Genomic DNA, 25,874 nt, shown 5'->3' on the forward strand with positions numbered 1-25,874 from the left:
CGCAACAAAGCCCAAAATAGAATGCGTTATTCGTGATAACGCACCCTACACATACTTAGATTTTTTCAATAATCAAATCGGATTCTTATATCTATCATGATTTTAGCTAAAACCTGAATATTGCTGATATTCTCAGCAATAAGACGACGGAATATTTACAAATATCACTGCATTCTTTTCTTACAATCTATCTAGAGTCAGTATTTAGCATACCGCTCATGTTACACTACAACCCGTTGCATTGTTTGCCATCTTCCGAAGAATTACTCAACTCTGACGATACGCCTGTGGATAATCAATTACAGCATCTCATCCCTGCCTTGCTTGAAAGTACCCTGGCTATGATTTGGTCAGAACGTTGGAATTGGTTTTTTGGTGTGAATATGGGTATTTATTATGACCCAAACCAGCCAGCCCTTGTCCCTGATGGATTTCTAAGCTTAGGGGTGAAGCGCTTCGTTGATGAATACTTACGCTTGAGTTATGTGCTATGGGAAGAAAAAGAGTTGCCAATTTTGGCATTAGAAGTTGTTTCGCAAATACATCGGGGAGAATATAGTACTAAAAAAGAGCTTTATGCTAAAAAATTGGGGATTTTATACTACGTTATCTATAATCCTCTGCGGCGAAAAAAATCACCTTTAGAAGTTTATCGCCTCGTAGATGGCGAATATGTACTCATGTCAGGAAGTCCTGTTTGGTTACCAGAAATTGGTTTAGGAATTGGAAGACATCGAGGAATTTATCAAGGAATTGTGCGGGAATGGTTGTATTGGTATGACGAAGAAGGGCAAAGGTTGCTCACATTAGAAGAATGCATCGAAGAGGCAGAAGAAAGAGCAAATGTTGAAGGACAAAGGCGCTTGGCAGCAGAACAAAGAGCGCGAATACTAGAAGACAGATTAAGAGCTTTAGGTGTGGAACCAGAAACTTTAGCTTAACAAAAAAGGGGAAGGGATAATTGATAAAAACCTTTTCCTTTTTTGCTTATAACATTTATATATTTCGGTCTATTATGCTTACTGCTAGCTAAAGGTAAAAAACCGATTTCTCAGAATAGATAAATCAAAGATTATTTATCAAGTACAATCAATATTATTTGTCACGAAATAACTATCCTAGTGCCTAACGCACCGCTGCATAGATGACACGTTACAGCTAAGTCTCAAATCCTGAATACTGCGGAACCATAATTGAAAAGCAAAAGTCAGTGTGTCTGAGCTATAGGTACAATTTTATCTCTGTGCTTATATAGCAGTAGATTGTACTTACCATTAATTTAAGTTGACTTGTCCTATTCAATCATTAACAATTACACTAAAATTCATGAGGTTTCTGGGGGTTAGCAGTCATCTTGAACACACTGGCTGGACGCTACGAAATCATTCGGCAATTAGGCGGCGGTGGTTTCGCTGTAACATTTCTGGCTAGGGATAATTTGCAACCTAGCAGACCTTTGTGTGTAGTTAAGCAACTGCGCCCTAACCAAACCCATCCTCGTGTTGTAGAATTTTTTGAAAAAGAAGCGGCTATTCTCGAAAAACTGGGCCAACATCCCCAAATACCCAGATTACTAGCACATTTTAGTGAAAGAGAAAATCTTTACATAGTTCAGGAATTCATTGAGGGACAGGACTTAAGCCAAGAAATAATTCCTGGGAAGCCACTAAGTGAAGATTATGCAACTAAATTGTTGCACGATATTTTAGAAGTTTTGTCTTTTATACATAGTAAAGGAGTGGTTCACCGCGATATTAAACCCCAAAATTTGATGCGGCGACATCGGGATGGTCAGATTTTTCTCATTGATTTTGGGGCGGTGAAAGAACTTGGTTCTTTGATGGTGAATTCCCTAGGGGAAGTATATACCAGCGTGGTCATCGGTACTTCCGGGTATATGCCGTCGGAGCAAAAAAATGGTAGACCTTGCTTAGGTAGCGATGTCTATGCTGTGGGGATGACGGTAATTCAAGCTTTAACTGGCATTGTACCTTCACAATTGCAAGAAGACCCTTTAACAGGTGAAATTATCTGGCGAAATAAAGTACAGGTGAATGACCATTTGACTGAGGTGTTAACTCAAATGGTGCGCCGTCACTTCAGTTTGCGTTATAGCCAAGCATCAGAAGCTTTGGAAGCCTTAAGGTTACCACCAACAATTCTGCTTAATCCTTCTGCCAAGCAAATATATTTTCAAGAAGCTAGAAGTCGCGCGCAACAAGGTCAAGGAACATTTTCGATTTTTGCTTTAAAAATATTAGAATCTAAGCAAATTGATTTGGGTTTATCAGAGGAAGAAGCTGAAGAAATTCATGAACAAGTTCTCCAACCCTATCGCGAATATCAGCAAAAATTACAAGAGTATGAACAGGCTTTAATTGATGCAGTTAAACATCAATATCCCTTCAACGCCACTACTCAAAAAGATTTACAAGACTATCAGCAGTATTTAGGATTACGGCAAGAAGATATTGCAGCAATAGAACTAAAGGTATTTCCCCAAAAGTCACAGTCAAAAAAAGAGCAAATTCAAACTGAGATTTTTGAGTTTGAGTTTGCTACCTTAACTTACAAATCTGGATTTTTGGATACTACAAAAAATTGGGAAATTAACCGCATTCGGGGAGTATCTAAGCTTTTTATCGAAAACTTAAACAATGGCTTAGTTTTAGAAATGGTTGCCATTCCTGGAGGCCAATTTATGATGGGTTCCCCCAGGGATGAAACAGAACGATATAACTCTGAAAGTCCACAACATTTAGTGACGATCCAACCTTTTTTCATGGCAAAATATCCTGTTACCCAAAGCCAATGGAAAGCTGTAGCTGCACTGGAAAGGGTAAATATTCAATTAAATCCTGAAGCTTCCCATTTTAAAGGGGCTAATCGACCTGTTGAGCAAGTATCTTGGGATGAGGCGATGGAGTTTTGTGCCCGACTTGCTCAAGAAACAGGAAAACCTTATCGCTTACCAACTGAGGCAGAATGGGAATATGCCTGTCGTGCAGGAACGACTACACCGTTCTGTTTTGGTGAAACTATTACAACTGATTTAGCTAATTACAACGGTAAATACTGTTATGGTGCTGGGCCAAAGGGCGAATATCGTGGGCAAACAACTGATGTGGGCACATTTCCCGCCAACCCCTTTGGTTTATATGATATGCATGGTAATACATGGGAATGGTGCCAAGATAGCTGGCACAAAAATTATAAAGGAGCACCAGCAGATGGCAGTGTATGGATGAGCGATAATCATACTCGTCTGCTGCGTGGTGGTTCATGGAATATCAATCCCTGGAATTGTCGTTCAGCAGTCCGCAATTGTAACGCCAGAGATAATAAATACATCAATGTTGGATTTCGCGTTGTGCTGGGTTAGTTGCAGAATCAGGCGGATGCAATAAGGGTTTGTGATAGCTATTTAAAATTTTAGGGGCACAAAATATTATGCCCCTAATACGGTTTGGTTAAGAATTTTTCGTGATTATTTTGGGGTTGAAAAGACGCGATGAATCGCGTCTCTACAAGATGTAAACGTCAATCGATTTGTTTTATCAGAACTTTTATTGATTGTGCGGCTAACGAGGTATTTTATTTACCTGAAATAGGCTGTAATATGCGACAAAATTCTCAATAAACCTAGTACAACAAAGCGGAAATAAATCATTCATTCTGAATCAACAAAAAGCTGATGCTGTGTTGATTTGGAATTTTGAATTCTGTCTCGTGGTACTAGGTTGGTACTGCTAACAACTTAATTACTGGGCTTTGAGCAAAGATTTGCCAGCACTAAGGTTACATACATTTGGAAATAAGGGTACTAGGCAATTATGGATATAGTGGTGATTTATCAATACCACCAACGTGATTTAAAGGCCAAAAACGCAGCACAGCGCGACCAATGATATTTTGGCGAGGAACCACACCCCAGCAACGGCTATCGTAGCTACTGTTACGGTTATCACCCAGCACTAAGTATGAGTTTTGGGGTATTGTCTGAGGCTGCGCTAAAAATGGTGGCTGCTGTCCAGATGTGCAAACGTCAATTACTGTGCGTTGTTGGGAACTCAGATAATTTGCTTCTGGCAGGGGTTTATTGTTAATAAAGACTTTGCCATTTTTCAGTTCTACTTTTTCACCAGGCAAGCCAATTACACGTTTAATAAAAGCATCGTGATATTGTTCTTTTTGTAACTCATCTGTGGGCGAAAAGACCACAATGTCCCCTCGCTGCGGCTCGGAAAACTTGTACTTCAATTTATCCACAATGATCTTGTCTGCTTCCCACTGATTTGGAGTCCCATGCAGCGTGGGTTCCATTGAACCAGATGGAATCCAGCGAGCTTCGGCAACAAAAGTACGAATACCTAGGGCTAGAACTATACTTAATACTACTGTTCTACCTAGCTCTGCAATCCAAGAATGATCGGGTTGTTGACTAGAATTTTTATCAGACACTTGATTTTGCATGAAATTACTGAAGTTAAAAAAGATGCAGCTACTTAACTCGCCAAGGGGAACTATATTTTTGAATCTTAACAGGAGAACTTTGATATTCTAGTTATGTTGCCATATTTACAATTACATACATAGGTAAAAATAAACTTTTTTCTCACCCGCAGCAAAAATTGACTCTTAAGAGTGCAACCAAGTTTAACCTAAAAAGATAGTTCTCTGTTATGTATAGTCCTCTGTCTTAATATTGTTAACTCCATGTCATCTCCCAAAAGTTTACTGATTCGCCGCGCCCGTATCATTCTACCTAATGGTGAATTGATGGTTGGGGATGTGCTGACGCGCGATCGCCAAATTGTCGAAGTTGCACCAGAAATCTATACACCCACGCCCACTACAGAAATTGACGCAGCTGGGTTAACTTTGTTGCCAGGAGTCATTGATCCGCAAGTACATTTCCGTGAACCAGGGCTGGAACACAAGGAAGACTTGTTTACTGCTAGTTGTGCTTGCGCTAAAGGGGGAGTAACTTCCTTTTTAGAAATGCCGAACACACGTCCTCTCACAACTAATCAAGCAGCTTTAGACGATAAGTTACAACGTGCCTCCACTAAGTGCTTAGTTAATTATGGCTTTTTTATTGGGGCAACGGCAGAGAATCTGCCAGATTTACTAGCTGCCAAGCCGACACCAGGAATTAAAATTTTTATGGGGTCAATGCATGGTCAGTTATTAGTTGACCAAGAAACTGCCCTAGAGGCAATATTTGCTCAGGGCGATCGCTTAATTGCGGTTCATGCTGAAGACCAAGCTAGAATTAACCAACGGCGGCAAGAATTTGCAGGGATTCACGACCCAGCAATTCACTCGCAAATTCAAGATAATGAAGCCGCATTATTGGCAACGAAGCTGGCATTAAAACTTTCCAAAAAATACCAACGGCGGCTGCATATTCTGCATATGTCTACTGCGGAAGAAGCCGATTTGCTGCGTCAAGAAAAACCTAGCTGGGTAACTGCAGAGGTCACACCACAGCATTTAGTGTTAAATACCAGCGCCTATGCAAAGATTGGCACCTTGGCACAGATGAATCCACCTTTGCGATCGCCCCACGATAATGAAGTTCTGTGGCAAGCTTTACGCGATGGTGTAATTGATTTTATCGCTACAGACCACGCACCCCACACCTTAGCAGAAAAAGCCCAGGAATATCCCAACACTCCCTCTGGTATGCCTGGGGTAGAAACTTCCCTAGCTGTGATGTTAACCGCAGCGATGGAAGGGAAATGTACCGTTAGCCAAGTAGTGCAGTGGATGTCAAAAGCTGTGGCTGAAGCTTATGGTATTCCTAACAAAGGTGCCATCGCACCTGGGTATGATGCTGATTTAGTCTTGGTAGATTTAAATACTTACCGCCCAGTCCGCCGCGAAGAACTATTAACTAAGTGCGCTTGGAGTCCTTTTGAGGGCTGGGATCTGACTGGATGGGCTGTTACCACTATTGTTGGTGGTGAAATTGTCTACGACAAAGGCAAGTTAAATACAGAAGTTCGCGGTCAAGCATTAACTTTTGTATAGGTTGGGGACTGGGGACTGGGGACTGGGGACAAGGGGAAAATAAGATTTCTGTTGAAGTAAATTAACGGGATTTTCAAGGTAAATATCAGTATTTTTGACTTCAAAAGCTGATTTAGCTAATAATTTACTTCGCTAAAATGGCTGACTAAAACTATCGCAAAATAGTTCAAAATTTTCGGCAACTTATTTGATATAAAAGTGCCGCAAATAGAGTAATAGCTAGAGCGATAGAGTGAAGTGCTGAATACCGATTTTAATATACTTTTACTGCCGCTTAAATGTATGCTTAAGCGGCAAAGAATGCTTTAAGAGAAAATATTTTATGATTGTCACTATGACAAAATTTATAGATAGTTATAATTCCAATGATGACAACACATAAATCACTTGGTGTGCTGTCAGCACAAGAGCGTGACAAGAACAAATCAAACTAAATTTCCGTCAGTTTTGCGAGCCAGGTTGCGTAAAACAAGTAAAAATTACAGCTTAAATGCTTTCGGTGGACGCACACTAGCTCTAAAGTGGCACATTGTTTTGCTTGTGGCTGGGGCCTTGCTCCCAGTTGTCCTTTTTGCTGTTGCTGTTGTTCAAAGACTTTCTTTTAGTGAGCGTGCGTCTTCACAGCGCCGTTTGGTTATAGCAGCACGGAATCTTACTCAAGACTTGGAGCGAGAGGTTTCTAGCACAACTAGAACACTTCAAGCACTGGCAGCATCTGACAAACTTGACCAAGGTGATTTAAAAGCCTTTTATAAGGAGGCACAACGCACAGTACAAACGCAACCAACTTGGTTAAGTGTAATCTTGCTCACACCTGACAAACGCCAAGTCTTAAATACTTTTCGTCCTTTTGGCACCTTACTCCCTTTGGCAAATGAGCCTGAAAGTGTGCAGCGTGTTGTCGAAACGCAGCAACCAACAGTGGGTTATTTGGCTTTTGCACGTGCCAAGCGGCAATGGGCATTTCCTGTGCGCGTTCCAGTAGTGCGGAACGGCAAACTACAATATGTGCTTACTGCTATTATCTCCTCAGAATCGCTCACTCACACTATCAAGAACCAGCCACGTATTGATGGGGAGTGGACACGTACTGTTGTTGATGGTCATGGAATTGTTGTGGCTCGGACTCTTCACCCTGAGCGCTTTATGGGTAAACCAGGTACCCCGTCTTTTCTCAAGCGGATCGCGGCAACCAGTGAGGGTGTTTACCGCGAGACTACCTTGGAAGGCGCGCAGGTGTATGTTGCTTTCAAACGAGCTAATTTCTCTAACTGGACAACCGCTGTCGTCGTTGCAGTTGATGTGATTGAAAGTCCGGCTCGTCGTGCAATGTGGCTAGTAGTTGGCTCTGGTTTGGCCTTGCTCTTGGTAAGTGGTGTAGGTGCGCTCGTTCTCTCACAATGGATTTCACAAGGCATCACTGAAGCGGCAACAGCAGCGGAAGCGCTTGCTAAAGGTGAATACACACGTATAAGTCCTTCAACTATTGAGGAAGTAGCCTTGTTAGGCGAAGCCTTGGAATTTTCAGCTAACCTGCTATCGCAACGCGAGCGTGAACGTGATGAACATTTAAAGCAGGTTGAAGCAGCGCGAGCTGAAGCCGAAGCAGCTAACCGTCTCAAAGATGAGTTTTTAATTACCGTCTCTCATGAACTAAGAACTCCTCTCAACGCCATCTTCGGCTGGGCTCAGTTGCTACGTGGCGGGAAGCTCAACCAAGAAAAAACACAGAATGCGATCGCTACTATCGAGCGAAATGCCAAAGCTCAAGCACAATTAGTCAATGACCTCCTCGACACATCGCGGATTATTCTGGGAAAACTCCGCCTGGAAACACAGCCGTTAAATTTAGCTACCGTAATTATTAGTGCTATCGATTCGATGCGCCACGCGGCGGAAGTCAAAGACATCGATTTACAAGTACAACTTACCAATGTTGAACCTGTTTTAGGAGACCAAAATCGACTTCAGCAGGTAGTATGGAATCTGCTCGCCAATGCGGTTAAATTCACACCTCAAGGTGGATGGGTGGAAGTGCAACTTCAGCAAGTTGACTCACTGGTTGAGGTGAGAGTGCGTGACACTGGTGTAGGTATCAAAGCAGAATTCCTGCCATACGTCTTTGAGCGCTTCCGCCAAGCTGATGGCTCAACAACCAGGGAATATGGCGGTTTAGGCCTAGGTTTGGCTATTGTCCGTCATCTAGTCGAGCTTCATGGTGGAACAGTGCAAGCTGATAGTGATGGAGAAGGGAAGGGGGCAACTTTCACTATGAAACTTCCTGTGATTGCGCGTCAGGAAAGCATTAGCACCCCACCGATCACATCTGCAAATGGCACTTACAAAAACTCTGACAAACTTAAGAATGTACGGGTGCTGGTGGTGGATGACGATCCTGACGCACGCGATTTAGTTTCCGCAATACTCATGCAACAGGGGGCAGAAGTATGCACTTGCGCCTCTGCAGCACAAGCACTCAACAAAGTATTTGACTGGAAACCCGCCGTCATTCTTTGCGATATCGGTATGCCGCTAGAAGACGGTTACGATTTTATCCGCAAAGTCCGAGATTGGGAAAGTGACGTAGATGTGCATATTCCAGCTATAGCAGTGACAGCCTTTGCCCGCGAAGAAGATAAAATGAAGGCGATCGCTTCCGGCTATCAAATGCACATCCCTAAACCCCTAGAGCCAACACACTTGGCTGATGTGGTAGCCAGCTTAGTAGCCAGGAACTAGAAGCTAGCATTTTTACTCAACACTCTTGTACAGACGCGATTAATCGCGTCTCTGCAACTCAGCACTTTACAGTGCCCAAATTTCCTTGCCAATAATGGCTAATGCAATCCCAATCATCGCTATTAGTGTCACCTTCCCGCCAGGGACAAGTGGTTGGTGAATTTTATGTGAATGTTCTAAATTGTGGCGTTGCTTCCAAGTCATCAGCGCGGGAATTATGCCCGCTAAAACTGTAATGTTGAATGTGCCGACATAATCTAGAGCAATAAAGAAAATTTTGGGATTAATTGCCCCTAAACTCATAGCAGGTAAAAGAATCACCGAATAAAGCGGTAGACGGCTAGAAAATTGTACTTGGGTAACAAAGAATATTTCTTGCAAGAAATCTAGCAAGCCATAGACAAATCCAATGAATGATGTGGCGATCGCAAATTCTGAAAAAATTGAAACTAACACGCCTAACCATTCTCCAGCACTACCAGAGCGCAGAATTTGCAAAGGGTCAAATATAGTTCTACCATCGACAGTCTTCTGAAGAATCTCTGGATTGACGCTGCCCAAAATTACTGCATTCCACGCCAAGAACATGATTAAGGGAATCAGAGAACCAATCACAATAGACTGCCGAATTTTGCGGGTGTCGCCTTCTAGCTGCGTCACCACCACTGGCACAACGTTATGGTAAAACAGCGCTACAGCCATCACAGAAACGGCGCTACCTAAAGCACTCCAATTTTGAAATAATAATTGCGTGGTTTTCACCTGTTCGCCAGCTAGCAGCAATAATCCGAGAAAAGATAATAAAACAATGGCGACAAATACACTATTGAGTTTTTCTACAAACTTTTCTCGACCCAGATACATAATCCCGCCAAATATCAGGGTGAACACAATGGTGCCTAGCCATGCAGGTAATTGGTGGGGTATGCCCAATAAATTGGCGATCGCAGAACCTAAAATTTCGCCGCCTTGGGTAGTATATGCTACCAATAGGGCATAGTGTAGCAACAAGTAGGTAGCACCAGCAATGCGTCCACCTACAACACCAAGGGTATTTTCAACCATTGCCAGCATCCCTACACTGGGACGGCCTGCAACACGCATAGTATTAACAGTAGCTTCAGCAATTAATAATCCTGAGATTAAGGTGTATAACCATACACCAACCAGCAAGACTGTTGATGGTACAACCCCAGAGGGTAAAGTCACTGCAGGTAATGCCAAAATACCCGCACCAACCGTAGTTCCAGCAATCAGCGCCGTACTTCCCAACACGCTACCTGGTTGATGACTTAACTGATTGCCATCAAATTCCAAATTAGAAAACAATCGAGTGACTTGTTCTTGATTTGATTTGAGAACAGTCTGCATATTTTTCTAAATAAAAAACAAAATGTTAAATTATGTAACCAATCTTAGCAAAAGCTTTCGTTAGTGTCTTTATAAGCACGAGACATACTCATTTGTGGGAATAATATTATCTATTCACCTTTAAAGCATATCTAGCCAAATTCCTGTGTTTTGTTTCTCTCGTTCCTATAATTATTGTATTTGCTTGCTTGTTCTGGCTCTTGCTGGTTGTCAAAAAGTTCAGTCATTCAATAAACTTCCCGCACCACTACCCCAAGATCCATTAGTGCAGGTTTACTTTAACCATTCCGAGTCCTCAGAATTTACTGAACCTTATCGTCAGCAAATCCGTCTGGGAGATAATTTAGAACAGCAGATTGTCGATACAATTTCTCAAGCGAAATCTACTGTCGATGTCGCCGTTCAAGAATTACGTTTACCCAAAGTAGCTCAAGCATTAGTAGATAAACAAAAAGCTGGAGTCAAAGTCAGAATAATTTTAGAAAATACCTATAGTCGTCCTTGGAGTAGCTTCACACCCGAGGAAATTAGCCAGTTAGAAAAAAGGGAACAAGAACGCTATAACGAAGTTCGTAAATTTATCGATATTAACCAAGATAATCAACTCAGTTCTGAAGAAATTAACCAAAGAGATGCGTTGGTAATCGTACAAAATGCTAAAGTTCCTTTAATAGATGACAAAGCCGATGGTACAGCAGGTAGCAGTTTAATGCATCACAAATTTGTGATTGTAGATAATAGTATTGTGATTGTTACTTCTGCTAATTTCACTTTGAGCGATGTTTTTGGTGACTACAGTAATCCTAGTAGTTTAGGCAATGCCAATAACTTCTTAAAAATTGAGAGTCCAGAACTAGGAGCTTTATTTACAGAAGAGTTTAACACCATGTGGGGTGATGGCCCAGGTGGTAAGCCAGATAGCCGATTTGGTTTGCAAAAACCAGTGCGATCGCCAAAAACTATTACTTTAGGTGAAAGTAAAATTACTGTACAGTTTTCGCCAACTTCTCCCACTCAACCTTGGAGTCAAAGTACAAACGGTTTAATAGCTAATACTTTAGAATCAGCTACCAAATATGTGGATATGGCATTGTTTGTATTTTCAGATCAACAACTAGCTAATATCCTCGAAAATCGTCATCAAAACAAAGTCAATATTCGCGCTTTAATTGAACCACAATTTGCCTATCGTTCTTATAGTGAAGGCTTAGATATGATGGGATTTGCACTAGCTGAAGAATGTAAATATGAAGTAGATAACCGCCCTTGGAAAAATCCCATTACTACTGTTGGTGTACCAACTTTGCCAAAAGGCGATTTATTGCATCACAAATTTGCTGTCATTGATGGTAATACAGTAATTACAGGTTCTCATAATTGGTCAGAAGCCGCTAATAATGGCAACGATGAAACCCTACTCGTAATTGAAAATCCTAAAGTTGCTGCCCATTATGTACGTGAATTTGCTCGTCTTTATACAAAGGTAAAACTTGGTTTACCACTGACAATTCAACAAAAAATTGCCAACGAAGCTAAACAATGTCCGCAAATTAAATCTCCAACATCCAGTCCAAGTCAAATAGCTCCTAAAATCAATCTCAATACCGCTAGCCTAGAAGAATTAGAAACTCTACCTGGTGTTGGTAAAAAATTAGCACAGCGAATAATCATTGCTCGTCAACAGCAAAAGTTTACATCTTTGAATGATTTAGAAAAAGTCCCGGGTGTTAGTGCCAAAATGATAAATAAATGGCAAGATACTATCACTTGGTAGCCAAAAAAATTGAAATATTATAGCCTTTTCCATCTGAGTGAAATACCAATTTATCGGCGTGTATCTGTGTTAATCATCTTTCATTCCTGTGGAACGCTACGCGAACGGTGGTTAAATTTTTATTGCGGTATCTCACCAATATGAGAACAACTCTAAGCATATCAATTTATTGTGAGCCTCTTGCCTGCTCTTACAATAAACTGCTTAGGTGACATCAAGATATCAAAATCTGAAGACGATGCGTTACTAACGCATCCTACTTCTTGTAGAGTTGATTTGAATATCTTCTGACTCAGCCAAAAGTATAGTATTCGTATATCTCTGCTAGGAGAGGAAATTTGATTTATCAGTTTTTAACATAAACCTAAAGTAGAGATAACTGGAGTAGGTTTATGTCTTATAACAAGATAGACGAATTACCACAGGATATCAGAGAGCAACTTCCTGAACACGCTCAACAGATTTTCTTTGCAGCTTTTAATGCGGCTCAAAAAGACGGTATGAGTGAAAATGGAGCGCGTGAAGTTGCTTGGAATAGCGTCAGGAATGAATACCAACAAGGTAACGGTGGTCAATGGCAGAGAAAACCAGAAGATCCCCCGATACATAATAAAGCTATCACCACTGGGGGCAATTAATTGCCTTTTTCTTAAAGTTTAAATACCAGGCGGTTTGTCTTTGTTACAAACCGTCTTTTGCCAATTCAACAACAACGGGTAACCCCAGTACTTCTCTAGAAATATTTAGTACTATATTAGGGCGAAAAGGCTTAGTTATATATAAATCTGCACCTACATCAATACCTTGTTGTTTATCGAATTCCTGCCCATTGGCAGTCAGCATCACAATGTAAATATCCGGTATTGCTAGTTTTTTCTTCACAGTATTACAAACTTCTAGCCCATCCATTTTTGGCATAATTATGTCTAAAAAGACAAGTTTTGGCTTTTCTGTTTGAATAATTGCTAATGCTTCTTCACCATTTTTAGCCATCAATAATTCTACTTCTTCATCTTCTAGGCTTTCTAGCACTTCCTCCATTAGCAAACGCATACTAGCGTCATCATCAACAATTAGTAGCTTATTGTTCATACAAAGTAAATTTTTTCCTCAATAACTTCTAAAGAAAATAACTAATAAATATTTAGATTAATCCTTGCGTAATTACTATATTCTGGATTAATCATCCTCCTCTGATTAGTTGTTAGCCAGATTGGCATCTTGGATTTACTTACAGATGTGCCAATAATATTGTATATCTATGTATTTAATATGTCTGTCAGTATTTCTAAGGTTTAAAAGTTTTTATTTACTACTAAAACATTAATTATGAAACCTGCTATATGTGGCAATCCCTTAAAAACTATTGCAGAATAACTCTAATTATTAATCGGCTGATGCACAAGAGATTATATGTATAGTGATTTTCCATATTAGTGAGGTACAACTATAAAGAATTAACCGCGGTTCGTGTAGCATTCCGCAGGAATGGCAGTGGATAAACGCTGATAAATTTGTAATTGACTAGGTTAGGAAACGCTATGAGAATATAAAATATGTAATTCAAAAACCTAGAATATCTTGCTTTCACGGCTCTTTTTTCTCACCCAGTGCTTTATTTACAGGCTGAACTTATCAGGAAATTTACATTAATAAATAAGGCGGGGAAAATTACTTATTTATTCTTGGGTTTATATAAATAATTTAGTCAACAAATATATTATTGACTGGTTTTCACCTTAATCAGTAAAAAAATCATAATTGTGCATAACCGGAATTTCAATAATAAAAGTAGTTCCCATTCCTATTTGAGATATACAACGCAGCAATCCGCCATGTTTTTCAATAATTTGATGGCTGATAGATAGACCTAATCCAGTGCCTTTGCCAATAGGTTTAGTAGTAAAAAAAGGCTCAAATAATCGCTCTTGAATATCTTCTGGAATACCTGGGCCATTATCACTAATCTGAATTTTTAGGCAATTAGAGTTAACTATCTCAGTAGCAATGCGAATTTGGTAATTTTCAGGTGTTTTTGCCCCCATAGGTGGCCATGGACAACTGATCATTGACTCTTCTAAAGCATCGATCGCATTGGCAATTAAATTCATAAATACCTGATTAAGCTGATTGGCGTAGCCTTCAACTAAGGGTATATGACCATATTCTTTAATAATCTGAATACCTAAGTTTTTTTCCCTGGGCTTGAATCTACCTTGCAAGATCAGCAAGGTACTTTCGATTCCTTCATGAATGTCAACTGGCTTCATCTCAGCTTGATCTAAGCGGGAAAAGTTTCTTAAAGTTAAGGCTAGTTGGCGCATTCGCCCCACGCCTACAATCATGGAGGACAGCATTTTGCTCAAATCTTCGATGAGAAACTCTAAATCGAGATTTTCAATAACAGTTTGAATTTCTGGTACTGGTCTGGGATAGTGATGTTGATAAAGTTGCAATAAATCTAAAATTTCTTGCGTAGATTCTTGAATATGGCTGAGGTTACCGCTGACATAGTTAATGGGGTTATTCATGTCATGAGCAACTTCTGCAACCAAATTACCTAGAGACGACATTTTCTCACTTTGAATCAGCTTTCTCTGTGTTTGTTGAAGTTCAAACAGAGTCAGCTGGAGTTGTTGCGCTTGTTCTTGGGCGACTTGTGCTGCACTACAACTTTGCTCGTAAAGCAGCGCTTTTTCAATTGCACCTGCTGCTTGCAATGCCAAAATACTCAGCAGTTTCCAGTCTTTAGTAGAGTAAGTTGTGGGAGTCTGATTACACATAACGATCGCCCCAGTTAGCTGCTTTTTAGACAGTAAGGGTACGCAAATCAGAGAGCTAACCTGAGCTTCCATCTCCACAAATCTGGAATCTGCAAACACATTGTTAACTATTTCGCCTTTAGGCGATCGCAGAATTGTACCAATGATTCCTTGACCTAGTTTGAGGGGTTCTGACCATGAGCTAAGTTCGCCATATTCCCAAAGAATTTTTAGCCAACCAGTTTTGTCATCTAACCATAAAATTGCACCACAGCTAGAAGGAATGCATGTTCTCGCTTCCTCAATCACCAGTCGAGCAATTTCTTGCACATCTAAGCTAGCGGTAACTTGTGTAGAAAGGTCTTGAAATAAGTCTATTTCTTGATACTTTTCTAACAATTCCTTAGTTAATGACTTTTTCTCGGATTGCTGTTGTGCTAGGTAGGAAATGAGCGTAGCAATACTAGCTGCTTTTTGATCCCCAACTACCCAACCAATTACTTCTTCTAGCAATAGCACTGGGTATCTAGATACGCTTGCATCATTTTTAATACCTATTAATGCTGTACCCTTGATATCTTCAATACAAATAGTAGTGCCCATCTCCCTTTCCAGGTGATTGAGGATGGCCAGAAATTCTTTTTGGGTGACTAACTTACGAAAATTGATTGGAGTCATCTAAGTGTGGCACTACCATTTCACAGTATTACTGTTTTTCAACTCAGCTCGAAACATTACTAGGTGATATTAGTAAATTGAGCAGCCTTTGTGGGCCTAAGTTTATTGTTCCCATGCAATAGGCGGAAATAAATCATTACACTGAATGTTAGTTGCCCAATTGGGATGGATATTCCCTAAGAACAAATGACTCAACGAACTAATAGAATTGTGATCCTGGGTGGCGGGTTTGGTGGTCTCTATACTGCCTTACGCTTGAGCCAGTTACCTTGGGAGTCTACGCAAAAACCCGAAATTGTCCTGGTAGATCAAAGCGATCGCTTCCTGTTTTCTCCCCTACTCTACGAATTGCTGACTGGCGAACTCCAAACTTGGGAAATCGCCCCACCGTTTGCAGAATTATTACAAGGCACAGGTATACGCTTTTATCAAGCTGTGGTGTCTGGCATTGATATCGACCAGCAACGAGTACATTTACAAGATGGGCCGGAAATCAGCTACGACAGATTAGTGCTGGCGCTGGGTGGAGAAACACCCCTAGATTTGGTTTCTGGTGCAACATCCTATGCTTTCCCCTTCCGCACTATCCCTGATGTGTACCGTTTAGAAGAGCGCTTACGAGTTTTAGAAGAATCTGATGCTGATAAAATTCGGGTAGCAATTGTGGGCGCAGGTTACAGTGGTGTCGAGTTAGCCTGTAAGTTAGCCGACAGACTAGGAGAAAGAGGACGCTTCCGGCTAATAGAACTCAGCGACCAAATTTTACGAACTTCCCCAGACTTTAACCGCGAAGCTGCGAAAAAAGCTTTGGAAGCGCGAGGTATATTTATTGATTTAGAAACCAATGTAGAGTCTATTGCTCAAGATACTATTTCCCTAGAATATAAAAATCAAGTTGATACAATTCCTGTAGATTTGGTGATTTGGACTGTCGGAACGCGAGTCACTCCCGTAGTTAGATCCCTACCTCTGAAGCAAAATCAACGCGGTCAAATTACAGCTACAGCAACTCTGCAAGTACTAGATCATCCAGAAATTTTTGCTTTGGGAGATTTAGTAGATTGTGTTGATGCTCAAGGTCAGCAAGTCCCTGCTACAGCTCAAGCTGCTTTTCAACAAGCTGATTATACTGCTTGGAATATTTGGGCTTCCCTAACAAATCGCCCTTTACTTCCCTTCCAATATCAAAAGTTAGGGGAAATGCTGGCGCTGGGAGTAGACAGTGCTACTTTAACGGGTTTGGGAATCAAGCTAGAAGGGCCATTGGCATATTTAGCACGTCGTCTTGCTTATCTTTATCGGTTGCCCACTTTCGATCATCAACTCAGAGTTGGTTTTAATTGGCTAGTACGTCCTATTATAGAAACGCTTTCTCAGTAGCAAATAGTGCGTAAATATAACTATGCACTGAAGCTCGATCAGGCATAATCTCAAATCCAGGACTCAAAAGCATAACAGTTTGATGGAACGACCGAAAGTTATTTTTTTAGATGCTGTAGGCACACTCATCGGGGTCAAAGGTAGTGTGGGCGAAGTTTATAGTAAGCTAGCCCAGGAATTTGATGTGGAAGTTTCCGCTGATACATTAGATAAAACATTTATCGAAAGCTTTAAAGCCGCACCACCGCCGATATTTCCTGATGCAGACAACCAAGACATTCTCCAGCGCGAATTTGATTGGTGGCGAATCATTGCCCTCAATACTTTTGAAAGCGCAGGCGTTCTCAAGCAATTCTCTGACTTTTCGGCTTTTTTTAGTGAACTTTATATCCACTTTGGTACTGCTGAACCGTGGTTTGTTTATCCTGATGTGCTACCAGCTTTGATTAACTGGCGGCGGATGGGAATTGAATTAGGTGTGTTGTCTAATTTCGATTCCCGCATTTATTCAGTTCTGCAAAGTTTAGGACTCAGGGACTTTTTCACCTCCATCACCATTTCTACTGAAGCACGCGCCGCTAAACCCGATCCGCAAATTTTTGCTATAGCCTTAGAAAAACATAAGTGTCCACCTGAGGCTGCATGGCACATTGGCGACAGCCCAGAAGAAGACTATCAAGCTGCTAAATCTGCTGGCTTGAGAGGGATTTTGATCAATCGTGAGCAAAAATCAGGGCTCAATATTTAGGAGTTCTGAGTCAAGAGTCAAAAGTCAAATAAATTTCTGAATTTTGAATTTTGCATTGCTTGTCCCCTTTTCTGCCTTAACTTCCCCAGCTTTAAAAGTAATGGGATATTTTTTATTTGAAAGTCCTTGACCCTCCTATTTTACGGAGGGCTATTTTTGTGTCATTTTATGATTGACTTAACAGTCAGTCATAAAATATATTGAAGATAGTGGTGGCGATCGCATTCAGTAAAAAAATGCCATCACCTCATATAGGGCTGCAATTGGCGGCTACAAGGAGGATTTGCAAATGGATCTACATTACGAAATCCAAGGAAAGGGCGATGCGATCGCTCTCATTCATAGTGGTGGTGCAGATTTACGTGATTGGCTATTTATCGCCCCAGAATTAGCGAAGAAATATCAGGTAATCACCTTTGATGGGCGCGGTGCAGGAAAGTCACCACCGCCATTGGAACCCGCAAATTATGTTGAAGATTTAAGAAAACTCCTCGATCATCTCGGCATTTATCAAGTAACTCTCGTAGGACATTCCATAGGTGGTGAAATTGCCACCGATTTCGCCTTAACCTATCCTCAGAGAGTCTCCAAACTGGTGTTAGTAGCTCCGGGATTAACAGGCTTTGAATTCTCGCCCCAACTGCAGCAGTGGTTTGAGGAAATTAGAGCCGCCGCTCCAGATGTGGAGAAAATGGTCAAGCTAAATTTGGAACACTCAATCTACCAAACCACTGTAGCCAGCCCCCAGCGCGATTTGCTCTATCAAATGTTCAAGCACAATATAGAGCGCTACTTTGAGTGGCAAAGCGCCGAGCAAGTCTGGCCCCAACCACCTGCGATCGCCAGATTGCACGAACTCAAAACCAAGACCTTATTTATGATTGGCACAAAAGACAGTGAAGACCTCTTCCGCATAGTAGAGTTGTTTAAACAGGTTCCTGACATTCGCTTTGCAGAGATTGAAGGCGCGGATCATCTACCGACGCTGACACATCCAGCAGAGGTAACTAACCTGATTAGCGATTTTTTGAGCGAGTAATAATCAAAGATGCCCCGCACCCCAGCAGAAAATGAACGTATCCGTCAGGCTACCAAGGAGCAAATCTTAAAAGCGGCGATGGAGCTTTTTTTCAGCAAAGGCTATCACGCCACCTCAATTGACGACGTTGCGAAAACGGCGAAGATATCCAAGGGACTTCTTTATCATTATTTCAAAGGCAAAGAAGATTTGATTGCGGCACTGGTTGATCTGCGACTGCAAGATTTATTGTTTGTCATGGAAGCCGCGGCTGCAAAACCGACACCTGCTGAACAAATCCGGCACATTGCTGAAGGTGCTTTAGAAGATGTCCGCCGAAAACCGGAAGTTTTCCGTTTTTACCTCAACCTGTTTACCCAACCCAGACTCGATCCAGTCGTAGCTAAATACAGCCAGAGGTTAATGGATGAGCAAGAAAAGCAGTTTGAGGTGCAGACGGAAATGTTCACAAAGCTGGGGGTAGCAAATCCACGCAAGCGATCCATCTATTTTTCCTCAACCTTACAAGGCATCATGCTGATGTTTTCTACTTATCCCAATACTTTTCCTTTGGATGAGGTGAAGGCGCAAGTAATCGAGGAGTTTTGCAGTCCGTGATCATACTCAGTAAGATGAAACAAGTATAGACATAGAAAATATAGACAGCGTTAAGCTTTTACACGTTGAGATGATCAATAGTCAAGACTACAGGCTCAAAGACCTACTTGAACTTTTGACCTTGGACAGCCCTAAGACAAAAATATTTTTGATTTTTGAAACAATCTAAGTAAACTTTTATTAGTTCTTCCCTATTCCCTCTCTACACCAATAATTTCACAAATCAAATCCTATTCATATATGTGTTTAATAACACAACAGCATTTGCAAAAATATTGTATCTTCTCTCACAGAAATGCAAAATTCTGTTCAGTCTTCTCCACAAAAAAATGAGTTTGGGAAACCTTACCAACTATCCCTACCCTAGTACCCGACGCGTGATTATGGGTAGTCGCGGCGCGATCGCAGCTAGTCAACCATTGGCGACTCTAGCAGGTATGGAAATGTTATGGGCAGGTGGTAGTGCTGTTGATGCTGCTATAGCTAGTGCGATCGCACTTACTGTAGTTGAGCCTACAGCTAATGGTATTGGTTCTGATGCTTTTGCTTTAGTTTGGGATGGTAAACTGCACGGTTTAAATGGCTCGGGTAAAAGCCCACGAAAATTGACTTTAGAACAGTTCGCTGGGCTGAATGCTGTACCAAAATATGATTGGCGTGCTGTTACCGTACCGGGTGCTGTTTCCGCATGGCGAACTTTATGGGAACGTTGGGGAAAGTTACCTTTTGAGAATTTATTTGCCCCTGCAATTCGCTACGCTGAAGAAGGGTTTCCTGTATCGCCAATGGTTTCACTGGCTTGGAAACGCTTGGAACAAAATTATCTTTCCCTTGTAGGTAAGGAATTCGACTTTTTTAAACAAGTCTTTTTCCCTAATAATAGAGCGCCGAACGCTGGCGAAATTTGGCATTCTCCCGCACACGCGCAAACCCTCAGAGAAATTGCGGCGACTGGTGGTGAAAGCTTTTATCGTGGTGATATAGCGCAACGTATCGCAGACTTTGCCGCCGATACTGGTGGATACTTAACTAAAGATGACTTAGCATCTCATCATGCTGAATGGGTTGCACCCATCTCTACAAACTATCGTGATTTCACAGTTTGGGAAATTCCACCCAATACCCAAGGAATTGCCACTTTAATTGCCTTAAATATCCTATCAGGCTTTGAATTGTCTCGTTATCAACGAGAATCAGCAGAAAGTTATCATTTGCAAATTGAGGCGATGAAACTCGCTTTTGCTGATGTTTATAAGTACATCGCCGACAAGCCTTTTCTAAAACTACCCACAGAGCATCTCCTTTCTTTAGATTATGCTGCCCAACGCCGTGCTTTGATCGCAGAACAAGCGATCGCTCTAGCTCAACCAGGATTACCAAAAGGAGGAACAGTCTATCTCGCCGCCGCCGATGGCGAATTAATGGTATCTTTTATTCAATCCAATTTCACAGGTTTTGGTAGTGGTATTCTTCCTGCTGATACTGGCATAGCTTTGCAAAATCGCGGCTATGGATTTATTCTTGACTCCCAGCATCCTAACCATTTTGCCCCAGGTAAACGCCCCTTCCATACAATTATCCCTGGCTTTTTAACTCAAGATAATCAGCCGATAGGGCCATTTGGCGTAATGGGGGGAGCTATGCAACCGCAAGGACATTTGCAAGTAGTGGTGAATTTAGCGGACTACGGCTTAAATCCCCAAGCTGCTTTAGATGCTCCTAGATGGCAATTTGTCTCTAATGCTACCGTGTTATTAGAGCAAACTGTATCACCAGAAATATTTGATAGACTAGCTAAACGCGGTCATGATGTATTGCAAAATGCAGATAATTTCTTTGGGCGCGGTCAAATTATTTACAAGCATAATCAAGTATTCATTGCTGCTTCTGAGTCTCGTGCTGATGGTTTAGCTATCGCTTGGTAAATGAGAATGATTTGAGAGCGATCGCACTTTCATACCCATTTTGAAAATGATTTTGACAGATTGAGTAATCAAAAATTTAAAATAGCTATATCCGGGAAATCGCTAAAAATGCCATCAATTCCTAAGCTAAAAAATAGCTCATATTCTTGTTTTGGATTACCTAGAAAATCTAGAGGTAAAAATACATCTTCATTGCGAAAAGTCCAAACATGAACTAGTAAAGAAGCTGCATGAGCATCGGTAACTAAGGATGTAGGTGGTAGTAATTTACCTATGCTATCTCTAGGAACAAGTAGATTTTTATGAATTCCTATCGCCTGTGCATATTCTGCAATTTCTTGTAAACCTGAGGTTGTAATTAAATCCCTATATGTGCGCTCATCATCACTAACTATAAAATCATAAGGTTTACCAATATTATTAATTAATTGCACCAGAGGCAAATCAGTTTTTGTTGATAAATATTTGAGGTTGCTAACTTCAAAAGACTGAATAAAAACAGGTGCATTTGCTCCTTGATAACCGTTAGCTGCTAAAGTGTTTAAGAGCGGTTCTTCTAGAGATAAATCAATCGATTGAAAATAGGTTGGGTGCTTGGTTTCTGGATAAATACCAATAGTACGATTAACTGCAACACTTTTAGCTTTAGCTAAATCGATAATTTCTTGCAGTGTCGGAATTGCAAATAAACCGTCATATTTTGTATTTTGCGATCGCACTTCGGGAATTCGCTCTTTTGCCCGTAGGGTTTTCAGTTCGGCTAGGGTAAAGTCTTCGGTAAACCAGCCTGTCTTACTTTCCCCATCAATAATTTTGGTAGTTTGGCGTTCAGCAAATTCTGCGTGGCTAGCAACATCAGTAGTTTCCGAAATTTCATTTTCGTGACGCGCAATTAATATCCCGTCTTTAGTAGCAACTAAATCAGGCTCAATATAGTCAGCCCCTAAATCAATTGCTAACTCATAAGCCGCTAATGTATGTTCGGGACGATAGCCGCTAGCCCCTCTATGGGCGATGATAATTGGTTTAGTATTTCGCAAAATAATAGCTATATTATTATCTTCTTAACTCTATAGTATTCCTATTTCATTTGTGAAAGCCAAAGTGAATTTGTAAATGCTTCTTTCCTGTTCCATTTTATTGTTTTTGAGCTTTTTCTTGCAGTAGCGATCGCCAATCAGCAATAGCCTTTTCTGTCCATAGCCAATTTTGGCTTAATTTATCTACCTGGAAATCTATCGGATCGTCCTTAATGACCATTTGGCGCAATTTTAGCGCTTCATTCATATATTGATACTGTTTTTCAGATGGTTGATTATATGCAGATTTATAAAGCCCTAAAGCTAATCCCGCATAAGAAGTTAAAGCATCTTTAGATGTAGTATTTTTAGTAGTTGCTTGTTGCTTAAGTGCTAAATTTAGAGCTTTAAACCAAGAGTCATTAGCTCGATTTAAGTTATCTTCTGCATAATAAGCAAATCCCAAAGCATTATTATATAAAAATGATTCTGGGTCTGCTTTTACAGCACTTTCCCAATAACGGCGGGCATCATCAATACTATATTTTTTATCTTTTATCTGCACAAATTGCCAAGCTAATCTTCCTTTAAAAAAGTTGACAGATGGATTATCAGCTTGCTTGGGCGGGACAAGTTTTAACGCGGCTTGGGCGGGTGGAAGCGCGCCACGGTTAAGTAATTCTTCTACAGCCTCTAGCCCTGCTTGTAAGTCGCCTTGACTCAATTTTTCCGTAGCGGTAGCAGTGACAATTCCAGTTGCAGCCGTCTTTAAATCTACAGGAGGTTGGACGGTAATCGACTGAATAGGGATTGGTGGGATGGGAGGTAATTTTTTCGCTTGATGGTTTTGCCACAAATTGACACCCACAACAACTGCGATCGCACTTGCTCCTACAATACCTACAATCGGCCAAATCTGCCGACGCTGGCGGCGTTTTGAGGAATATGTTTGTGAGCTGCCATAGGAATTATGATTCCAATTACCATCAAAACTTGTAGAAGTTTCATTTGCAGGTTCTGGTTCTTCTTCCCAAAAGCTAGCTTCTTGATCAGGTGTAGTCAATTCTGAAGAAAGTTGTCTTCCCCGCAGGCTATTGTCGTTTAACTGAGGCACAAGTTCCGCCGTCATGGAAGATGATTGCTCAGATATTCCTTTTTGGCTATCTAGTTGGCGAAACAAATCTGAAACCAATGCGGAATCTTCTGCGTAGCTGGGGTCATCATCATACTCGATTTCATCAACCAAATCGCCCCAAGTATCTTCTCCTAACCAATCCAACCCTGATGAGTCACGCGCTAAACCCGAAGGGATCATGTCCTCCATTAAAGACATATCAGTCTCGTCAGCGACATCAGAGTACATTGCTGCAGGATTTCCCCTGAAAGCGGGATTATACTCATTGAGTGCTTCTGCACTATCAGGGATTTCTGGGCTAAGAAAACCGTCAAATTCCGGTTGGAGATATAAAATTGGTAACGCCCAATACATGTGGTGAGAACCGTAGGCAGATATTAGCCCTTGGCGTACTCGACTCACACACAAATCCACAGGATATCCTTGATTAAGGTTGCGGTAAAACAATTGTGTCAGCGTCAGCGCCACTTCATCAGGAATGCGTTCTGACATGGCTAAGACGCTTCTAATACCGCGCTTAACTAAGCTTTCTGTCAGGTTACGTTCTCCAGTGTCCTCACCAGTATCGCTGTTAGCGCTGTATGCTCCCAAACAGGAGTTAAATACCGCCATTTGGATATTATTATTGACAAGCAAACCTGCCAAATCGTCCCCACTTAAGGTTTCTGTTAAGCCAGTTCTGTTATTAACTAGATAAATTTCGCCACCATTGGCACCAAGATTACTATGGCCGGAGTAGTGTAGAACGTGATATCGCCCTTGTTCTAGGGCTTGCGTCAATTCTTCCCGCCCTGGCTGATCTAAAACTTTAAGTTCAATATCTGGTAGATAATTACCGCTTTCTGCGGCACGTGGTATGTGGCGTTGGAGTTCGGCTTGCAGTTTAATAGCCTCATGTTTAAGCAAATCCAGACGGACTTGATCTGTAGGTGAGGCAATCACCATTAATACTTTGATACCACCTTCTTCTAAGGGTTGCGGTATATTTTTTGATGGCAACCGAGATGCTGGCAGAATTCCACTTTGGTAGCGAGAAAAAGCGACATAGGGCCCGGTGGCGAGAGGGCGATCGCCTGCGTGCATAACTTCCCAAGGTAGCCGCGCTAACCTAGTATCTTTCAAACCTAAACGTAGACGCAACACCTGTTGGTGATTTTGGGCGATACCTTGTGCTGTAATCCAACTATCTCTGAGGGTACCTTGAAACAGTGCATTATATAGTTGCTGACCCAACGCTACTAGATTGACTGAGTTTCTGGCAATGTCGCTTTCACGTCCACCAAAGGCGATCGCATCTCCTTGCAACACTGACATCAACGGATCGTTCATCAAATGCCCAGCAGCAGCTAACCAATCAGCTACAGGCCAAGTCACCAGTTCTTCTGCTAATGGCACCCCAGGCGCGACTTGTTCCGTCCGTACCAAGTAGTCATTTTGCCCTACTGGGGTTACGGAAATATGAAATTCCTGGGTCACAACTTCTCCTCTTCGCCTCCTAAATCAGGTTTGAAACGCGAAAGTTTCAAGTCGATTTTTCGCTTCTTCTGATACCTTAGATGCATCTTGCCACTGAATGTTTCTGAATGCTCGTTATTTTGCTTTTTTAGGTACTGATAGAAAATAAATTATCCAATTACTCAGATAATCTTTTTCTTCCTACTCCTACTCTACGAGAGGCTAACACCAACGTGCAGTTTCTTGTACAGAAGACTTTGCTGGCTCACCTGCTCCCTGCTCTTGTGCCTACAAGGCAATAGGTATTTTTTAATTGGAAATCCGGCTTTTACAACTTTATCCGGATTAGTTGACATCTGAGTAGAACAGTTTATTGGTAGATGCACCTTGATCTTCGACTCCCCTAATTGGCAAATGCCCATTAGGGGATTTTTTTATGTTGGCAAATAACAATATCCTCAGACACAAGCATTATTAGCTTGAGAACCTGGTAGATCAAACCGCCTTCCTGTGATTCTTTGCCTAGTATCCTTTGGGTTGGTTTTGACACATAACTAAAATACACATTTTAGTAAATTTATCCGGAGCTTGACGGTTCTCTGGGGAACAATTAAATGGTAGATGCACCCTGATAACTAACTCCCCTGGTAGGCTAATGCTTACCAGGGTTTTTTTTCAGCTTGGCAAATGAACAATAAAACCAATACATAGTGAATTTTATCCGGATGATGCTTGTTATCTAGAGAACAATTAAATGGTAGATGCACCCTGATAACTAACTCCCCTGGTAGGCTAACACTTACTGGGGGTTTTTTCTTGAGAAAACGAATAATCACTATTGTGACAATTTCATCCGGAGCTTACTTATTTCTTCTAGAACAATTAAATGGTAGATGCACCCTGATAACTAACTCCCCTGGTAGGCTAACACTTACTGGGGGTTTTTTCTTGAGAAAACAGATAGTCACTATTATGACAATTTCATCCGGAGCTTACTTACTTCTTCTAGAACAATTAAATGGTAGATGCACCCTGATAACTAACTCCCCTAGCTGGCTGGTACCCACTAGGGGATTTTTTTGCGGTTAACATTAATACACTTGTATGAGAATTTTATCCGGATGAGGGTAGTTACACTCAGAATAGTTAAATGGTAGATGCACCCTGATAATCCACTCCCCTAGTTGGCTGCCACCACTGGGGGTTTTTTGTGTTT

General features: G+C 41.3%; 17 protein-coding genes. 11 read left to right on the plus strand and 6 right to left on the minus strand.

Annotation, left to right across the window (positions count from 1 at the left end; all coding sequences use genetic code 11):
• Positions 1-218: 218 nt before the first annotated feature.
• A complete protein-coding gene (locus AACU25_RS02930) occupies positions 219-941 on the plus strand; it encodes a Uma2 family endonuclease (RefSeq protein WP_190445946.1) in 723 nt (240 codons plus the stop codon).
• A gap of 413 nt (positions 942-1,354) precedes the next feature.
• A complete protein-coding gene (locus AACU25_RS02935) occupies positions 1,355-3,382 on the plus strand; it encodes a bifunctional serine/threonine-protein kinase/formylglycine-generating enzyme family protein (RefSeq protein WP_096573834.1) in 2,028 nt (675 codons plus the stop codon).
• A gap of 449 nt (positions 3,383-3,831) precedes the next feature.
• Here AACU25_RS02935 and lepB read toward each other — a convergent pair whose 3' ends face one another.
• Positions 3,832-4,473: a signal peptidase I gene (lepB, locus tag AACU25_RS02940; protein ID WP_045869098.1), complete on the minus strand. Its 642-nt coding sequence runs from the start codon at positions 4,471-4,473 to the stop codon at positions 3,832-3,834.
• A gap of 243 nt (positions 4,474-4,716) precedes the next feature.
• Between lepB and AACU25_RS02945 the strand changes: the two genes are divergently transcribed.
• Both AACU25_RS02945 and AACU25_RS02950 read left to right on the plus strand, forming a co-directional pair.
• A complete protein-coding gene (locus AACU25_RS02945) occupies positions 4,717-6,036 on the plus strand; it encodes a dihydroorotase (RefSeq protein ID WP_096573835.1) in 1,320 nt (439 codons plus the stop codon).
• A 411-nt stretch (positions 6,037-6,447) separates the two neighbouring features.
• Positions 6,448-8,775, plus strand: a complete 2,328-nt coding sequence (locus AACU25_RS02950; protein WP_096573836.1) for a hybrid sensor histidine kinase/response regulator — start codon at positions 6,448-6,450, stop codon at positions 8,773-8,775.
• A gap of 66 nt (positions 8,776-8,841) precedes the next feature.
• On the opposite strand, the gene AACU25_RS02955 is transcribed toward AACU25_RS02950, so the two are convergent.
• A complete protein-coding gene (locus AACU25_RS02955) occupies positions 8,842-10,146 on the minus strand; it encodes an amino acid permease (protein ID WP_096573837.1) in 1,305 nt (434 codons plus the stop codon).
• Between the two features lie 184 nt (positions 10,147-10,330).
• On the opposite strand from AACU25_RS02955, the gene AACU25_RS02960 reads away from it, so the two are divergent.
• Positions 10,331-11,920, plus strand: coding sequence for a DUF655 domain-containing protein (locus AACU25_RS02960; protein ID WP_199347465.1), 1,590 nt, complete (start codon positions 10,331-10,333; stop codon positions 11,918-11,920).
• A gap of 392 nt (positions 11,921-12,312) precedes the next feature.
• A complete protein-coding gene (locus AACU25_RS02965; RefSeq protein WP_096573839.1) occupies positions 12,313-12,558 on the plus strand; it encodes a ChaB family protein in 246 nt (81 codons plus the stop codon).
• A gap of 43 nt (positions 12,559-12,601) precedes the next feature.
• On the opposite strand, the gene AACU25_RS02970 is transcribed toward AACU25_RS02965, so the two are convergent.
• A complete protein-coding gene (locus AACU25_RS02970; protein ID WP_096573840.1) occupies positions 12,602-13,012 on the minus strand; it encodes a response regulator in 411 nt (136 codons plus the stop codon).
• 647 nt (positions 13,013-13,659) lie between these two features.
• Complete coding sequence (locus AACU25_RS02975) at positions 13,660-15,360, minus strand: GAF domain-containing sensor histidine kinase (protein ID WP_096573841.1); 1,701 nt, start codon at positions 15,358-15,360, stop codon at positions 13,660-13,662.
• 186 nt (positions 15,361-15,546) lie between these two features.
• Here AACU25_RS02975 and AACU25_RS02980 point away from each other — a divergent pair, with 186 nt between their 5' ends.
• The 5 genes from AACU25_RS02980 to AACU25_RS03000 all read left to right on the plus strand — a co-directional run bounded on the left by AACU25_RS02980 (position 15,547) and on the right by AACU25_RS03000 (position 21,049).
• The gene (locus AACU25_RS02980; RefSeq protein WP_096573842.1) at positions 15,547-16,740 is read left to right on the plus strand and encodes an NAD(P)/FAD-dependent oxidoreductase; all 1,194 of its coding nucleotides are present in this window, start codon (positions 15,547-15,549) and stop codon (positions 16,738-16,740) included.
• An 82-nt stretch (positions 16,741-16,822) separates the two neighbouring features.
• Complete coding sequence (locus AACU25_RS02985; RefSeq protein ID WP_096573843.1) at positions 16,823-17,488, plus strand: HAD-IA family hydrolase; 666 nt, start codon at positions 16,823-16,825, stop codon at positions 17,486-17,488.
• A 289-nt stretch (positions 17,489-17,777) separates the two neighbouring features.
• Positions 17,778-18,527 carry an alpha/beta fold hydrolase gene (locus AACU25_RS02990; protein WP_096573844.1) on the plus strand — a complete coding sequence of 250 codons (750 nt, stop codon included), beginning with the start codon at positions 17,778-17,780 and terminating at the stop codon, positions 18,525-18,527.
• Positions 18,528-18,536: 9 nt separating this feature from the next.
• Complete coding sequence (locus tag AACU25_RS02995) at positions 18,537-19,124, plus strand: TetR/AcrR family transcriptional regulator (RefSeq protein ID WP_096573845.1); 588 nt, start codon at positions 18,537-18,539, stop codon at positions 19,122-19,124.
• Between the two features lie 383 nt (positions 19,125-19,507).
• Complete coding sequence (locus AACU25_RS03000; RefSeq protein WP_321206844.1) at positions 19,508-21,049, plus strand: gamma-glutamyltransferase family protein; 1,542 nt, start codon at positions 19,508-19,510, stop codon at positions 21,047-21,049.
• A gap of 68 nt (positions 21,050-21,117) precedes the next feature.
• On the opposite strand, the gene AACU25_RS03005 is transcribed toward AACU25_RS03000, so the two are convergent.
• Both AACU25_RS03005 and hetF read right to left on the minus strand, forming a co-directional pair.
• Positions 21,118-22,089 (minus strand): glycerophosphodiester phosphodiesterase, encoded by a 972-nt coding sequence (locus AACU25_RS03005; RefSeq protein ID WP_199347464.1) that lies wholly within the window; start codon positions 22,087-22,089, stop codon positions 21,118-21,120.
• A 97-nt stretch (positions 22,090-22,186) separates the two neighbouring features.
• Positions 22,187-24,679: a cell division protein HetF gene (gene hetF, locus AACU25_RS03010; RefSeq protein WP_096573848.1), complete on the minus strand. Its 2,493-nt coding sequence runs from the start codon at positions 24,677-24,679 to the stop codon at positions 22,187-22,189.
• Between the last annotated feature and the right edge of the window lie 1,195 nt (positions 24,680-25,874).

This window comes from Tolypothrix tenuis PCC 7101 (assembly GCF_963874875.1).
GTDB classification, from domain to species: domain Bacteria; phylum Cyanobacteriota; class Cyanobacteriia; order Cyanobacteriales; family Nostocaceae; genus Aulosira; species Aulosira tenue.